The sequence below is a fragment of the Streptomyces sp. 1222.5 genome, from assembly GCF_900105245.1.
GTDB lineage: Bacteria > Actinomycetota > Actinomycetes > Streptomycetales > Streptomycetaceae > Streptomyces > Streptomyces albidocamelliae.
Window position 1 is genome coordinate 3,872,754 of record NZ_FNSZ01000001.1, and the last position, 14,700, is coordinate 3,887,453.

10 protein-coding genes are annotated in these 14,700 nt (G+C 74.6%); 1 reads left to right on the top strand and 9 read right to left on the bottom strand.

From position 1 onward, the window contains the following. Positions 1–3: 3 nt before the first annotated feature. The gene (locus tag BLW57_RS17255) at positions 4–2,256 is read right to left on the bottom strand and encodes a TOMM precursor leader peptide-binding protein (protein WP_093475605.1); all 2,253 of its coding nucleotides are present in this window, start codon (positions 2,254–2,256) and stop codon (positions 4–6) included. A gap of 254 nt (positions 2,257–2,510) precedes the next feature. Here BLW57_RS17255 and BLW57_RS17260 point away from each other — a divergent pair, with 254 nt between their 5' ends. Beyond that, positions 2,511–5,096, top strand: a complete 2,586-nt coding sequence (locus tag BLW57_RS17260; RefSeq protein WP_176985617.1) for an AAA family ATPase — start codon at positions 2,511–2,513, stop codon at positions 5,094–5,096. 91 nt (positions 5,097–5,187) lie between these two features. Here the strand turns inward: BLW57_RS17260 and BLW57_RS17265 are convergent, their stop codons facing one another. The 8 genes from BLW57_RS17265 to BLW57_RS17300 all read right to left on the bottom strand — a co-directional run bounded on the left by BLW57_RS17265 (position 5,188) and on the right by BLW57_RS17300 (position 14,670). Beyond that, a complete protein-coding gene (locus tag BLW57_RS17265) occupies positions 5,188–6,594 on the bottom strand; it encodes an NAD(P)/FAD-dependent oxidoreductase (protein ID WP_093475608.1) in 1,407 nt (468 codons plus the stop codon). A 775-nt stretch (positions 6,595–7,369) separates the two neighbouring features. Then, positions 7,370–8,356: a hypothetical protein gene (locus BLW57_RS17270; RefSeq protein WP_093475610.1), complete on the bottom strand. Its 987-nt coding sequence runs from the start codon at positions 8,354–8,356 to the stop codon at positions 7,370–7,372. Between the two features lie 31 nt (positions 8,357–8,387). Then, positions 8,388–9,302, bottom strand: coding sequence for an alpha/beta fold hydrolase (locus tag BLW57_RS17275; protein ID WP_093475611.1), 915 nt, complete (start codon positions 9,300–9,302; stop codon positions 8,388–8,390). Continuing rightward, entirely contained in the window at positions 9,299–10,243 is a 945-nt protein-coding gene (locus BLW57_RS42335; protein WP_093697170.1) for a Rieske 2Fe-2S domain-containing protein, read from the bottom strand. Before BLW57_RS42335 ends, BLW57_RS17275 begins: the two co-directional genes overlap by 4 nt. Next, positions 10,240–11,511 carry a flavin monoamine oxidase family protein gene (locus BLW57_RS17285; RefSeq protein ID WP_093475613.1) on the bottom strand — a complete coding sequence of 424 codons (1,272 nt, stop codon included), beginning with the start codon at positions 11,509–11,511 and terminating at the stop codon, positions 10,240–10,242. Before BLW57_RS17285 ends, BLW57_RS42335 begins: the two co-directional genes overlap by 4 nt. Further along, on the bottom strand, positions 11,504–12,811 hold the full coding sequence (locus BLW57_RS17290) for a cytochrome P450 (protein ID WP_093475614.1): 1,308 nt from the start codon (positions 12,809–12,811) through the stop codon (positions 11,504–11,506). The genes BLW57_RS17285 and BLW57_RS17290 overlap by 8 nt, the downstream gene beginning before the upstream one ends. 57 nt (positions 12,812–12,868) lie before the next feature. Next, the gene (locus BLW57_RS17295; protein WP_093475616.1) at positions 12,869–13,735 is read right to left on the bottom strand and encodes an ABC transporter permease; all 867 of its coding nucleotides are present in this window, start codon (positions 13,733–13,735) and stop codon (positions 12,869–12,871) included. Then, a complete protein-coding gene (locus BLW57_RS17300) occupies positions 13,726–14,670 on the bottom strand; it encodes an ABC transporter ATP-binding protein (protein WP_093475617.1) in 945 nt (314 codons plus the stop codon). Before BLW57_RS17300 ends, BLW57_RS17295 begins: the two co-directional genes overlap by 10 nt. Positions 14,671–14,700: the final 30 nt, after the last annotated feature.

A 14,700-nucleotide genomic window follows, 5' to 3' on the forward strand; every position in this document is an offset into this window, starting at 1 on the left:
CGATCAGAAGAAGACGTTCCAGCTGTTCAGGTCCGCCTCGGCGGTGGGTTCGGCGAGCAGCCCGAGGCGCACGGGCGCGTCGTAGAGCCGGCCCGGGCCCAGCCGGCGCCAGAAGTGGCGCAGGCCGGGTGCGATCACCTTGACGACGTTGAGCTCCAGGTCGGGGCGGGTCTGGTCGATGACGATCACCTCGGAGCCGGCCTCCTGGATGCGGGCGACCTGCTCGCGGATCCGGGCCGCGAGGTCGAATCCGGCCTGGGGTCCGACCCGGGTGGCGGGCAGCTCCGGGTCGGGCAGCAGCCAGGGCTCCTTCTCGACCGTGGCCTCCTTGAGCCAGGTCAGGGTCTCCAGGTCGTCGACGAGGTAGGCGGTGTTCCCGTCGGCGTCGCGGTTCTCGATCATCGGCAGGAACTGGTTGAGCTCGGTGAGCGCCCGGAACGCGGCGACGCGCGGGTCCGGGTGGGCGCCGAAGCCGACCATGACGTCCTCGACGCTGTGGCGGCGCCGCGAGGCGGCCACGTACACCGGCATCCCGAGGTCGCAGCTGATGTCGAGCATCCACAGGTCGCGGTCCTGGGCGTCGTAGAAGGCGCGCAGCCGGTCGACGTACGGGTCGTCGAGCGAGTCCATGTCGAAGGCCGGACGGCGCAGCCGGTTGTACCACCACAGGGCGACGGCGTCGCGCTCGGTCAGCTCGCACAGCCCTTGCAGGATCGCTTCCTCAAGGGTGTTGCCGGCGGCGCTGCCGTTGGAGTCGGCGATGCAGAAGAAGTGGTCCTTGAGGTCCGGGTGGCCGTACCAGGCGTACGCGGCCGGGATCAGCCGCTCCTCGTCGTGGGTGAGCGACCAGCCGCGGGTCCAGTCGACGGACGCGTCCTCGGGGAACGGGTCGGGGACCTTGTGCAGCCGGTTGGCGGGGTCCCGGTTCCACGCCTCGCGCCCGGCGAGCTGCGTCTCGGAGAAGTGCAGCAGGCTGCGCGGATGGACGGCCGTACGGGGGTCGAGGTCGCGGTAGGCCGAGCGCAGCACGGGCTCGTCGCCGCGCCAGACGCCGACGTAGCGCTCGATGGCCTCGCAGACGGCGCTGACCTTGGCCTGCACCTCGGAGCGGCCCTTGCCGCCGCTCTGGCCGCGCAGGTTGCGGCGCAGCAGGTCCATGCTGTCGTTGACCATGGCGAAGTTGTGGCCGGCGGCGAAGCTGTAGGTCAGCGTGTTGTTCTCGGGGGTGTGCGACACCAGCTTGGTGATGGCGCCCAGATGCGGGCTGATGTGCCGCTCCAGACGGGCGAGGGTGGCCTCGGGGCTGGTGACGCGGTAGCCGCCGTCGCTGGTGTGGCGGGCCTCTTCCGCGTGCAGCACGATCTTGGGGCTGCGCTCGGTGACGAGGGCCGGGTTGCCGCAGGAGGGGCACTGCGGCTGGCGGATCAGCCGGTGGGTCTCGGTGCTCAGGGTGGCGAGGTCGAGGGTGACCATCTGGCCGCACAGGGCGCCGGGTTCGCCGGTGGCGGCGATCCGGGCGGCCTCCGCGGCGATGAGGCCCGCGGCGGCCATCGGGCCGGCGGCGATGCCGGCGCGCGCCGGGTGGCGGGGCACGGACTCGCCGCGCTTGCCGGCCAGGTAGCGCTCCAACTGGCGGTTGCCGGACAGACGCTGGGCCAGACAGGCCCAGCAGCCGGTGTGGTCCGGGTCGAGGAAGGGACCGATCCAGGGGGCGACGCCGCCGGTGCGGGCCAGCAGCCAGGGCCGCTCGGCGGCCAGCTGGCGCTCGTTGCGCCGCTCCAGGGCCGGGTCGAGGTAGTCGTCGACGAGGACGACGGCCACGCCCTCGGCGGGCACCTCGTCGAACGGCCCGGTGCGGGCGGTCAGTCCGAGCGCGCGCAGCGCGTCGAGGACCGGCCCGGGGTCCGTGCCGGGAGCGGCGGAGACGGTGACCGGCGCCGTGCCCAGGGTCGCCGCGGGGTCGATGCCGAGGGCGTCCCAGTAGGCGAGCGTGTTCTCCGGCAGGTCGGGGCGGCCCTCGGCCAGGTGCCCGGCGGCCTTGAAGCGGGTGAGCGCCTGGAACACGGCGGGGATGGGCAGCGTGCCGGCGAGCTCCTGCACGATCTCCATGACGGTGCGACGGCCGTCGAGGTACGGCACCACCGCCGCCGCCGCCTTGCCGGGCACCAGGTAGTCCTGGCCCTCCGCGTAGAGGAAGACCCTTTCGCCCTCCACCACGTCGACGTGGAAATGCGCCTTGAGACGCGGCTTTTCCATCGGTCCCCCTTGTCGTACGGATCAGCCCTGACGTGGCGTCACGTCGGCAACCCAAACACGGGGACAGCTGCGGGTAAATGCTTCATCCGATACGCACCGGGCCCATTCATACGTATCCCTGCGCGGGTGGCATATACGTAACGCGGCAGCGGGCGGAGTGTGAACCCGCGAAACCTGGGTGTTCGGACCCGAATCCGCTTCGGTGGCAACGATGTTGGCTTGAACTGCCCGGTGGAGAATGCCACATTGGCCTGATGCATGCACCGAACGGGGATCTGTACCACAGAGAGCAGGAGATATCCCTCCTCCAACAGGCTGTCGACGCACTGGCACTGGGCCGTCCGACCGTGGCCACCGTGCAAGGACCGCGCGGCATAGGGAAATCCGCGCTGCTGGGCGCCGTGCCCCGGCTGCTTCCGGCCGACGCCCTCGTCCTGCGGGCCCGCTGCCATCCCAGCGAGACCCAGTTCCCGTACAGCATGGTGCGCCAGCTCTTCGATCCGGTGCTCGGCGGGCGCGAGGCCGCCGGGGCCGGCCACGACGCGGGGAACCCGCACCGGACGGACGGGACCGGGCTCGGCGGCGAGGGCGCGTGGCCCGGCACCCGGCCCACCCACGAGGCGCTGCTCGGTCTGCTGCGCACCACCCGGTCCCTCGCGGTGGACCGGCCGGTCGCCATCCTGGTCGACGACCTGACGCAGGCCGACGAGCCCTCGCTGCGCTGGTTCTCCTACATCGCGCGGCGCCTGGACGACCTGCCGGTGCTGATGGTGGCGACGCTGCCGTCGAGGGCGGCGGCGCAGGTCACGGAGGACCTCGGTCCGCTGCCGTACCTGCTGAGCCTGTGGCCCGAGCCGCTGTGTCCGACCTGTACGACGGAGCTCGTGGACCGCGCCTTCGACAGCCCCGTCGACCAGGAGCTGGCGGCGCTGTGCCACGCGCTCGCGCACGGCAACCCGTTGGTGCTGCACGACCTCGTGACCCGGCTGCGCCGCACCCACGTACCGCCGGGTTCACCCGACCCCGAGCAGGTGCTTCCGATCGGCGCGCAGGCCCTGTCGGAGACCGTGCTGGCCTGGCTCGATGAGGACGAGCCGGCCGCCGGTGAACTGCTCGCCCTGCTGGCCGTCCTCGGGCCGGAGACCGATCCGGCCGTGTGCGGGGCGCTGTCGCAGCGCGGCGAGGTGCACGAGCAGCACGCGCGGGAGACGCTCGTCCGGGCGGGCCTCCTGGAGTCCGGCCCGCCCGTCCGGTTCCCGCACCCCGCCGTCCGGCCTGCCGTGCTCGCCCGGGTACCGGCACACGAGCGGCTCGCGCTGCACGGGCGGGCGGCCGCCGTCCTCGCCCGCCTCGGCGCCCCGGCCCGGCAGACCGCGGAGCACCTGCTCAAGGGCGGCTGCGACTGGGGGCTCGACGTGCTGCGCGCCGCCGGCACCCAGGCCGCGGCAGCCGGTGACCACGAGGCCGCGGCCCGCTATCTGCGACGCGCCCTGGCCCTGTTGGACGATGCCGGCGACGCGGAGCAGGACGAGGCGGCCGACCGGGACGAGCGGGCCGGCGGGGCCGACGCGGACAGAGACGAATCGTTTCTCGACCTCACCGTGCGGCTGGGCGCGGTCGAACTCCACCGCGATCTGGACGCCTGCGCACGGCACGCCGTCGCCGCCGCCGACGGCGCCCCCGGCCCGCTCCGGCGCGCCGAGGCCCTGGTCCGCATGGCCTCACCGGCCCTCGTCGCCACCGTGGAGGGGGCTCAGCCCTTCGTCCGGGTGTGCGGGGAGCTGGCGGCGCTGCCGGCGCCGCCGCGGGAGCACCTGCTGCGGCTCACCGCCCAGAGCCTGCTCACCGGGCACCGGTCCGGGCTGCGCCGGGCCGCCCGGCTCGCGGCCGCCGCCCCCGCGGACGCGGCGGCACGCACCTTCGGCGGGGCTCTCGCCGCGGCCGCGGCGGCGGGCGGCCGGCTGAGCACCGCACGGCGGATGGCCGCACGGGTCGTCGCCGGCGCGGTCCGTGATCCGGAGGCGATGGCGCCCGCCGCGGCGGCCGGACTGGTCGGCGCCGCCCTGGCGCTCATCTGGACCGGGGACGTCGAGGGCGGCAGATCGCTGGCCACCCGGCTGGCCGGCGCCGCCCGCGCGGCCGACGACCTGGCCGGCGCCCTGCTCGCCCATCTCGTGTGCAGCGACGCCGCCGAACGGCTGGGGGACCACGAGGCCGCCTACGCGGAGGCCACGACCGCGCTGCGCCTCGCCCGGCGGCTCAACGCCTCGGCCCTGACCGGTGCGGCGCTGGCCTGTACGGCGCGCGCCCTGACCGGCCTGGGCCGTACGGACGAGGCGGCCGCTCTCCTGGACGGCGAGCAGGTGGCCGGTGACGCGCACCCGTTCATCAAGGCGCTGTTCCTCCAGGCACGCGGCACGGTCGCCGCGGCGCGGGGCGAGCACGCGGCCGCCGCCGGGCTCTTCCTGGACTGCGGGCACCGGCTCGCCCTGCGCGGCATCACCAACCCGGCCTGCCTGCCGTGGCGGACGCAGGCCGCCCGGTCCTATCTGGCGCTCGGCGAGGACGCGGCAGCGGCGACCATCCTCGACGGCGCGCCCCGTGAGCAGCCGGCGTCGGCCGCGCGGCCGGTGTCGCAGGGCGAGCGGGCGCTGCTCAGCCCGGCGGAGCTCAGGGTCGTGGAGCTGGTGGTGCGTGGGCACTCGAGCCAGGAGGTGGCCGAGAAGCTCTTCCTCAGCAAGCGCACCGTCGACACGCACCTGGGCCGTATCTACCGCAAGCTCGGCATCCACAGCCGCCACGAGCTGACCGGGGCGCTCGGCGCGGAACTCCAGCTCTGAGCGTGCGGTCCCGCTGCCGCAGCGGAACCGCGCAGCACGGCGGTGGGCGGGGCCGCAGTGGCCCCGCCCACCCGCGCACCGCCCGCGGGGGTCAGGCGTGCGCCGTCTCCGCGGCCCGGCCGGCCCGGCCGATGCCCAGCCGCGGAGTGGTCCTCAGGTACAGCCCGGTGGCCGCGTCCGCGTTGTTCAGGTCGTGCTGCCGGGACATGCGCGCGGCCAGCACCTCGTGCGGCAGCGGCCGCGCGCCGCCCGCCCGCGCCGCGTCGTCCAGGTCGAGGACGCCGGCGGTGAGCGCGGCGAAGGCCTCGCTGTCGGGCGCGGACCGCATCGGCTCGGGAGCGGGGCGCTGGTTCATCAGCTCGGGGTGGCGGCCGCGGGCCAGCCGCTGGGCGAGCCAGAAGTAGGTGGCCTTGCCGCGGTACTGCTCGTAGAAGCCGGCCACCATCGAGAACATGCGCGCGTAGGCGTTGCGGTAGAGGGACTCGTAGAACGACAGCGCCTCGTCCTCGGTCACCTCGCCGGCGTCCTGTGCGAGGATCGACGCGGCGGCGAGCATCCCGCTGTACATGGCCAGGTGGACGCCGGTCGACAGCAGCGGGTCCAGGAAGCAGGCGGAGTCGCCGGCGAGGAAGTAGCCGGGGCCGCAGAAGCTGTCCGCCGTGTACGAGAAGTCCTGCTCGACGCGGACGTCGTGCTGGAACACCCCGTCCGCCACCAGGTCCCGTACCGTCTCCGACTCCCGCACGGCGTCCAGGAAGAGGGACTCCATGTCGGCGTACCTCTCCTTGCGCTTGCGGAAGTGGTCCTGGTGGGTCACGAAGCCCACGCTGAACACGTCGTCCTTGAGCGGGATGACCCAGTACCAGCCCTCGGGCGAGGAGATGACGTTGATGCCTCCGCGGGGCGTCCGCGGCAGCAGGCCACCGCCCTGGTAGTAGCCCCAGACGGCGATGTTGCGGAACACGTCGTGCGGCGTGCGGTTGCCGAGGTGGCGCACGGACATCAGTCCGGCGCGCCCCGACGCGTCGATGACGAAGTCGGCGCGGCTGGTGCGCTCCTGGCCCTCGTGGGTCCATTCGACGCCGCACGCGCGCCCGTCCTCGAAGAGCACCTTGCGGGCCTGGGCGCCCTCGATCACCTCGACGCCCTGGGAGGCGGCGTGCCGCAGCAGGACGTCGTCGAAGTCCGCGCGGTCGACCTGCCAGGAGCTCTGTGCCTCGGTGCCGAAGATCTCCGGCCAGTCGACGACCCAGTCGCGTTCGGCACCCCAGCGCAGCAGCAGGCCCTCCTTCACCATGTAGCCGCGCTCGGCCACCTTCTCCAGGGCACCGGCCAGTTCGATGATGGCGCGGCAGGACGTCGCCACCGACTCCCCGACGTGATAGCGCGGGAAGTGCGCGCGTTCGAGGAGCTGCACACGTGCCCCCTGCCGGGCCAGCAGTGCCGCCGCTATGGAGCCGGCGGGCCCCCCGCCGACAACCACGATCTCGGGTGCCATCGCATTCCCCTTCCCCACCTGGTCCCCCGGTGGCATCTCCGCCGAATTCCGATCCGCACCGAAGCGTCCGACGGAATTTCCCCAGCGGGTGCTCTTCGTTCCCCGACCGTTTTCCGGTCGTTTCTCGGAAAGAACCCTTGCACGTCCGGGAAGCCCAGCTGAATGGAATGCGATGCGCACTGCGCCGATTACGTATCGCCCGGAACGGCCGGACGAATGCGTAGACGCGGCGGCCGTCAGTCGGCCCGGACGGCTCCGAACCGGTCGGTGACGCCGAACGCGGCACCCCACGGGTCGGCCAGCAGGCCGGGCGCGAGCCGCCGCGCGCCGGCCGCGAGGGCGCGGTCCTCGAAGGCGGCGGCATCGGCGACCCCCAGGTACGGCACCCAGCCCGCGGCCGTCGCCCCCTCGGTCACCGCGCCGGTCGACGCGTCGGTGCGGCACACCTCGCGGTAGAAGGCCGCGGACGCCTCCGGTCGGGGCGTCCGCAGGACGGCGCCCGTCAGCGCGCCGGGCTCGTCGACGAGGACCACGCCCTCGTCGTGCGCCCCCTGCCACAGGCCGAAGGACGCGCCCAGCGGGTCCACGGCGAGGCTCAGCCGGCCGTCGGCGCCGGCCGGGACCCCGCGGACGAGGATCCGGCCGCCCTGCCGCTCGGCGCCCCGGTGGGCGGCGTCGAGGTCCTTCGCCGCGAGGTAGACGGTCCACGAGGAGCCGAACCGGGGCCCGGCGGGACTCGGTCCGAGGCCGCCGACGAGGTCGTCGCCGAGCAGGATCAGGTGATGGCCGCGGCCGCCCTCGGATCGGAACTCCCAACCGAAGAGGCGCGCGTAGAAGTCCTTCGCCCCGGTGGGGTCGACCCCCGCGTAGCCGATCCAGCAGGGCGTTCCCTCGGTGTAGGCGGTACGGCGGGGCACGGCGGGGCTCCCTTCGCGGCGGGCGCGGTCAGTCGTTCGTCCAGCAGGTCGGCGGCTTCCTCCGCGCCGCCCGACTCGGGCATCAGCAGCCGCATGCGGGGCGCGGCCGCCAGGTCCGCGGCGGCCTCGGACGGCCAGACCGACGGGGCGAAGTCCCAGTCCTCCAGCCGGCATCCGTAGGCCCCGCCGGTGCACAGCCGGACCAGTGCGGCCGGTGCCAGGGCCTCGTCGACGGCCGCCGTCGCGAGCAGCCGCTCCGGGCGGACCTGCACGGACGACCCCGTCAACGGCGAGCAGACGGGACGCAGATCGTCCGACGGCCCGTCGGTGAGACCGGCCGCGCGGGCGCTCTCCAGGGCGGCGCCGCGCAGTTCGAGCGGCAGCTGGTACGGCAGCGTGCGCCCGGTGACACGGTCGACGACCAGGTACCGCCCGGAGACCATCCGCCAGCCGCGTCCGCCCAGGGCGAGCGCCACCGAGTTGCGCGGGGACCCCACCCCGCCGATGAGCGCGACCACGCTGTCGCCCTTGGCCAGCACGGCCGCCTGGACGAGCGCGTACCGCTGGTTCATGACGGCGAACGGCGGCAGCATCGGCGGGATGCCGCCGATGCCGTGGAAGGCCCAGCGGCGCAGCAGCCGTCCCTCCCCGTCGAGGACCCGTACCTCGCGGTCCCGGCGGCCCGCCCCGGCGCGCGGGGCGAAGTGCAGGCTCAGCGCGGCCCGTTCCGAGACCGCCCGCTCCCCCAGCAGGTGCGGTCCGAAGAAGAAAGCGAGGTCGGCGGTGTCCACCGCCCCCATCACCTGGTGAATCGTCCCGAAAAACTCCAGCACGAATATCGGCATGTCCCCCAGTCCCCCCGATTTCTGCCGTTGATCATTTTATACGGGCGTGCGTGGGCACGGAAACTCCTCGGTCGTCGAATGTTCCGTCCGAAAATTTCACACCCAGGTGGCCCGCCAGCGAAGCGGCCGTGGTCCGGGGCAGCTCCAGGAAGGGCAGATGGCCCGCGCCCGGCACGACTTCGCCGCGGCAGCGGGGCAGCGCACGGACCAGCAGGGCGGCGTTCTCGTGGAAGACCGGCATGTCGTCCTCGCCGGTCAGGGCGAGCGTGTCGGCCGTGATCCGGGACAGCTCCTCCGCCGTGTGCACATGGCCGCTGAGCGCCGCCATCGCGCCGTTGTCCAGCTCGGCCCAGGAGTGCCTGGCGACGACCGCCCGCACCCGGGCCCGGACCTCCGGACGGCTCTCCGTGCCGCGGAAGATGTCCGGCGGCGCGGCCATCCACAGGTCGGCGAGCTGGCCGGCGGCCGCCGCGCCCCGCATCCGGCGCAGCATCAGCAGCTCCATGTAGCGCTTGCGTGCCGCCGGATCGGGCGGGCCTCCGGCCGGGGTGGGCGCGCCGACGGCGAGGCGGTCCACCGCGTCCGGGGCGTCGATCGCCATCTGGAGCACGACGGTGGAGCCGAAGGACAGCCCGACCCAGCGCCTCGCCTCCTCGGCACGGGCCAGATCCCGCACCCGGGCGGCGAGTCCGGGCAGCGTCACCCCCGGTGACAGCGGCTCGGAGCGTCCGTGTCCGGGCAGGTCCACACCGACGTGACGGAACCCGGGCAGCAGCCGCCACAGGGGCCGCCAGAGCGTGGCGTCCATGGTGTACCCGTGCACCCACAGCACGGTGGGGCCGCTGCCGTAGGTGCGGGTGTGCAGTCCGTCGTACGTGCCCCGCAGCTCGCCGGGCAGCGGCTCGTCGGGGGCGTCGTCGTGCCGGGTCGTGGCGGTCTCGCTCACGGCGCCTCCCGGGGGTCGAGGTCGGTGAAGCCCGCGCAGAACTCCCGGTAGGCGACGACGGCCGCGTCCGCCGCGTCGTAGCGGGGCGTCACGCGCGGGTTCAGGTGCTCCCAGACGGCGATGTCCTCGGCCAGCGCCCGCTCGCTGCCGGCGATCAGCATCGGCAGCTGGTCCTCGCGGCCCTCGCCCACCCCGACGGCGACGCGCGCGACACAGCCGCCGCGCCCGTCGGGCACCGCACCGGTGACGATGACGTGCACCTCGTGGCTCGGCCCGAACTCGGTGACCACCACGCCCGGGCTGAACGCGCGCGCGTGGAACCGCGGCACGTACGCCGGCGCGGCGGCCGCGGGCCGCCCCGCGCCCTGGCCGCCCCACGGCGAGGCGGGCATCGGGAACTCACCGTCCATCACCAACTCGCCGTGCGCACCCATGGAGTGAAGCATCCCGCGCACCCGGTGCACCTTGTGCAGGGCGGTGAAGTGGTCGGTGTCGAAGGCGTTCTCGACGATCAGGTCGGCGGCGGCGGCGACCGGCCGCTCCACGGCCTTCACCAGCGGCTTGGCCGCGGACAGCTCCTTGAGCGTCGCCCGCAGCCCCCGGTCGTCCTCCGGCCCGTCGGTGAGGCGTACGAACACGGCGTCGCCGCACACGATCGCCTCGTGCTCGCGCACCCAGGGCCGGCTGCCCTCCCCCGCCGGCTCCCCGAGCCCCACGCGCCGCCCGTGGAACGGGCAGACCAGACAGCCGCGCTCCAGGCGGCCGCCGTGGCCGAGGTGCGCGCCGCGGTGCGGGCAGTCGGCGTCGTACACCCGCAGGCCGCCGTCCTCTCCGCGTACGGCCACCAGCCGGCGTGTCCCGATGTCCAACGGCACCACCTCGGCGTCCAGTTCGGACGCGAAGGCGGCCAGATACCACCCCGAGTGGACGTTCGCTGTCACTGCTTCCCCGCCTCCAGAACCTCTTCGGCCGCCCGCCGCCCGTCGGCGTACGCCCCCTGCAGCCAGGGCAGCGCCCGGCCGGTCACCGCGGCCTCGCCCGCGAAGAACACCCGTCCGTCCAGCGGCCGCGCCCACTCCCGGGCCGCCCGGACCGCGCCGGGCCCCGGGGCGCAGAACGCGCCCCCGCTCCACGGGTCGGCGGCCCAGTCGGCCGTCTCGACGCCGGCGATCTCCGTTCCCGCGGTCCACGGCAGTGCCACCGCCAGCAGCGCGCCGAGACGGGCCCCGGACCCCGCCGCCTCACGTACGCACGCCGCCGCGGTGTCCTTGGCGACGATCAGCACCTCGGGCCGGCCGCGCCGGCAGGAGACGAACCCGCCGACCCCGTCCGCGTCGAAGACGGAGGCGGTCCGCGGGGCGGTGCCGGTCAGGGTGACCACGGCGCAGAACCCGTCCCCCGGGGCTAGCGTCCGGACGGCCGCGGCGCGGTCCGGGCCGAGTCCGTCGACGGTCAGCAGCCCCCGGTCCACCACGGCGGGCGGTACGGCGACGACGACCCGGTCCGCGGTCAGCTCACCGTCCTCGGTGAGCAGCCGGACGCCGGTCCCGCCCGGCCCGGCCCCGATCCGGCGGACCGGCTCGCCGGTGCGCACCCGCAGCCCCTCGGCGAGCCGTGCCGGAAGCAGGTCCAGGCCGCCGGGCACGGTGAACTCGCCGCGTCCGCCGGGATCCTGCCGCACGGCGGCGGCCACGGCCGGGGCGTCGAGCCGGTCGGGATCGGCCGCCCAGGTCTGCCGCACCCACTCGCGGCCCGTGGCCACCTCGGCTGGCGTGGCACCGCTGCGGGCCAGCCAGGCACCGACGGTCGGTCCGTGCGGGGAGCCGGCCGGGTCCCCGCCGTCGGCCGGGTTCGTCCCGCCCTGCGCCGTACAGCCGGCGAGCCGGGACTCCAGCAGCCACGGCGGATGGCCGCCACGCGCCAGGAGCGCCATGGGGCGGGCGACACGTCCGGACACCACGTACGCCGCCTCCGGGCGCGGAGCGGCGGGCTGCGGGCCCAGCACGGTGTGCGCCGGGTTGCGGTCGCCGTGCACGATCTGCGCGCCGAGTTCGAGGGCCGGCCCGCCGTCGGCCGGGCGGAAGGTGCGGACACGGCCGCCGACACGCGCCCTGGCCTCCAGGACGAGGGTGTCGACGCCCGCCTCCGCGAGCCGCGCGGCACACGCCAGGCCCGCGACGCCCGCGCCGACCACGATCACCTCAGGCATGCGCGGCCTCCGCCTCCGTACAGGACTCCCGGCCGGACGCCCGCGCGGACTCCGCCGGCCCACTCCCCGTCCGCCGTGGCGCGCACGCTCCCAGGTCGACGCCGAGCCCGGTGAGGCGGCGCGGGATCAGGGTCGCGGCCCAGCGCGGTTCGGCCCCGCTGAGAGCCGCCTCGGGGAACCGGCGCACGATCCGGCCGAGCAGCAGGGCACCTGACTGCTTCACGAGGCGGGCGGCCAGGCAGAAGTGCGGGCCGCCGCCGAAGGCGAGGTGCGGATTGGGACTGCGGTCCCACACGAGGGCACCGGGGTCGGCGAACACGGCCGGGTCGCGGTTGGCGGCGGCCAGCACCGCCAGGACCCGCTGCCCCGCCGGGACGCGGCCGCCCGGAAGCTCGGCGTCCCGCACGGTGACGCGGGCGGTGAAGGGGATGGGCGCCTCCAGGCGCAGCAGCTCGTCCATGGCCGTCTCGGCCGCCTCCCGGCCGCCGGCGCGCAGGGCCTCGCGCACGTCGGGGCGGGGCAGCAGCCAGTACAGGGCGTTGCCGACGGCCTCGGCGAGCGGCTGCCAGCCGCCCACCACGGCAAGACCCAGGACGCCGAGCATCTCGCGCCGGGACAGCCGGGGATCGGCGGCGAACCGGGCGAGCGGACTCCCCTGGGTGCCGCCGGCCTCCGGCGAACCGCCCGGCTCCGGGTGGCCGAGGGTGTCGATGTGGGCGTCGAGGAAGCGGGTCAGCTCGCCCATCGCGGCCCGGCCCAGCCGGGCGACGTGCGGCGGGGCGAGCGGATCGAGGTTGACGGAGGCCGCACGCGCCAGCTCGGCCAGCGTCCCGTGCTGGTCCGCGCCGAGGCCGATCAGCCGGGCCAGTACGGCGGTGGCGAGCGGCACGCCGAGTTCCTCCACGGCGTCGGCGAGCACCCCGTGCCCGGCGGCCCGGTCCAGCAGCGCGTCGGTGTCGGCGGCGATGCCGTCGGCAACGGACGCCAGGGCGCCCGTGCCCAGCAGCAGCGAACCGGGGGCGCGCAGCCGCGCGTGGTCGGCGCCGTCCGTGGTCAGCATGGACACCGGCAGGTCGTCGTCCCGGGACCGCTCGCGCTGTCCCGCGGCCGCGGAGAAGGCCGGGTCCTTGAGCAGCGCCACGCAGTCCGCGTATCCGGTGACCAGCCACATGCCGGTCATCGGGTCGCGGTGCACGGGCTCGTGCGCGCGCAGCCAGTCGTACGCCGGGTACGGGTCGACCCGCCCGGCCGGGCTGAAGGGGTGCGCCGGCTGGGCGGGCGGTCCGGGCGGTCTGGTCATGTAGGCGTTCTCCTTCTCAGCGCGGCGCGAACCCGCATGTACGACGGGCCCGCGCGCTCAGCGCACCCGCGGTCCGCGCCAGCCGAACGTCAGCGTCGTGGCCAGCAGGCCGCCCACCGCCCACGCGGTGAGGACCAGCGCGATGCGGCCCAGTTCCCAGGACCCGGCCGGCTCCACGGCCGTGAAGGAGTCCGGGAGGAAGACCGAACGGAAGCCCTGCGCCATCCACTTGACGGGGAACAGCGCGGCCGTGTTCTGCATCCACAGCGGCAGCTTGTCGAACGGGTAGAACACACCGGAGATGAACTGCAGGACCATGAAGACGGGCGTCACGACCGCCGCCGCGGACCGGCTGTTGGGGATGAGGGCGCTGTAGGCGATCCCGGCGAGGGCGCACGCCGCGGTACCGAGCGCCAGGCACCAGCCGAGCGTGGCCCACCGCTGCGCGGTCCCCGGCAGCGGCAGCCCGAACGCGGTGACGGCGATGCCGATGAGCAGCACCGTCTCCAGCACGGTGGTCACCACCACCCGGACCAGTTTGCCCACGAAGTACGCCGACTTCGGCATCGGCGTGAGTGCGAGCCGGCGCACCGTCCCGGTGTCCCGCTCGATCGCCACGTTGATGGCCAGGCCCGAGAACGCCGTGCTCATCACGCCCGCGGCGATCACCCCGGCCATGAAGACCTGCCGGAAGTCGGTGTCGGTGCCCTCGACCTTCCCGGAGAAGATCGAGCCGAAGACGACGAGCAGCAGCACCGGGAAGAACAGGGTGAAGACCAGCGACTGCTTGTTACGGAAGAACGCCTTCAGTTCGACGGACGCGCGCGCCGCGCACGCCCGCCCCAGTCCCCGCGCACCGCGCGCGGCCGGGCGGGCGGGAGCGGCGACGGACGGCCGGACACCGGCGGCCTCGGTCAGGGGCATGCGACGGTCTCCCTGTCGATGAGGTTCAGGTAGATCTCTTCGAGCGTGGGCCGGTGCACGCGCAGCTCGGCGAGTTCGGTCACACCCGCCTCGCGCGCCCAGGCCAGCAGGACACCGAGGACCTGCGAGGGCACGGGGGTGCGGAGCGTCAGGGTGCCCGCGACGCCCGGCACCACCTCGGTGCCCGGCGGCAGGGCGGGCAGGTCGAGGTCGGCCAGTAGGGCGCAGCGGCGGAAGGTCACGTTCGCGGGGGTCGTGTCGCGGCCGCCCAGCGAGGCGAGCGGCCCGCACTCGACGAGCCGTCCGCCGATGACGACGCCGGCCCGCTGGGCCAGCTCCTCGGCCTCGTCGAGGTAGTGCGTGGTCAGTACGGTCGTACGGCCGCGGTCCGCGAAGTAGCGGACCAGCTCCCAGGCCTCGCGCCGGGCCACCGGGTCGAGACCCGTCGTCGGCTCGTCCAGGAAGATCAGCTCCGGGTCGCCGATGACGCCCACCGCGACGTCCAGCCGGCGCTGCTGGCCGCCGGACAGCGCGGCGGCCTGCTTGGTGTGGTGGCCGCCGAGGCCCACCATGTCGAGCACCTCGCCCACCGGCAGCGGCGCCGGATACATGGCGGCGAAATGCGCGACGACCTCCCGGACGGTCAGATCCGCATAGGCGCCCGTCGTCTGGGGCACCACGCCGATTTTCGCCCGCCATTCCCGCGGGTCCTCGGCCGGATCATGGCCGAGGACCCGCACTTCTCCACCGGTGCGCCGCTGCACTCCCGTCAGAATGTCGACGGTCGTGGTCTTTCCCGCGCCGTTCGGCCCGAGCAGTGCGAACACCTCGCCCTGGTGGATGTCCAGGTTGAGATCCCGCACGGCATGGACTTCACCGTACTGCTTGGAGAGTCCGCGGACGGAAACGGGATGTGCCGTCTGCGCAGTGGGCATGAAAACGCTCCAGCGAAGTGGGAATGGGTG

Bases quoted from the DNA above. Each gene is read 5' to 3' on its own strand.
- BLW57_RS17255 (WP_093475605.1), bottom strand. From the start codon at position 2,256: ATGGAAAAGCCGCGTCTCAAGGCGCATTTCCACGTCGACGTGGTGGAG.
- BLW57_RS17260 (WP_176985617.1), top strand. From the start codon at position 2,511: ATGCATGCACCGAACGGGGATCTGTACCACAGAGAGCAGGAGATATCC.
- BLW57_RS17265 (WP_093475608.1), bottom strand. From the start codon at position 6,594: ATGGCACCCGAGATCGTGGTTGTCGGCGGGGGGCCCGCCGGCTCCATA.
- BLW57_RS17270 (WP_093475610.1), bottom strand. From the start codon at position 8,356: ATGCCGATATTCGTGCTGGAGTTTTTCGGGACGATTCACCAGGTGATG.
- BLW57_RS17285 (WP_093475613.1), bottom strand. From the start codon at position 11,511: ATGCCTGAGGTGATCGTGGTCGGCGCGGGCGTCGCGGGCCTGGCGTGT.
- BLW57_RS17290 (WP_093475614.1), bottom strand. From the start codon at position 12,811: ATGACCAGACCGCCCGGACCGCCCGCCCAGCCGGCGCACCCCTTCAGC.
- BLW57_RS17295 (WP_093475616.1), bottom strand. From the start codon at position 13,735: ATGCCCCTGACCGAGGCCGCCGGTGTCCGGCCGTCCGTCGCCGCTCCC.
- BLW57_RS17300 (WP_093475617.1), bottom strand. From the start codon at position 14,670: ATGCCCACTGCGCAGACGGCACATCCCGTTTCCGTCCGCGGACTCTCC.